Here is a 316-nt window from a genome sequence, read left to right on the forward strand (position 1 = left end):
TGAATCACTGTACCGAGTGGAGAAGCCAACACATAATCTTGGATCAAGGTTGAAAGTGTGATTTGTCTTGAGTTATTGATAGGCACAGAACAATCAATCAATTGACCCGCCAAGTCTCGACCTGACAATTGCAATGTACGACCAGCTCGGCTCACAGCCTCTTTTAATTTGTCGATAATGCCCGTTAGAATCAGTTCATTGCCATAGTAAATTTCAGCGATTGTTCCTGCTTTAACTTCAGCAGGTAAATGCCCCAATGGTGGGTTATACAGCGAAAATGAGAATGCATCAGCGGGCACATCGACTTGACTATCAA

Annotated in this window: 1 protein-coding gene; it reads right to left on the minus strand. The window is 43.0% G+C overall.

The features are described from left to right. Window positions 1–316: phage baseplate assembly protein (locus AVJ19_RS21390; RefSeq protein WP_416240591.1), on the minus strand; the 316-nt coding region annotated here is incomplete at both ends.

It is taken from the genome of Acinetobacter sp. CFCC 10889 (genome assembly GCF_003268395.1).
Taxonomy (GTDB): Bacteria; Pseudomonadota; Gammaproteobacteria; order Pseudomonadales; family Moraxellaceae; genus Acinetobacter.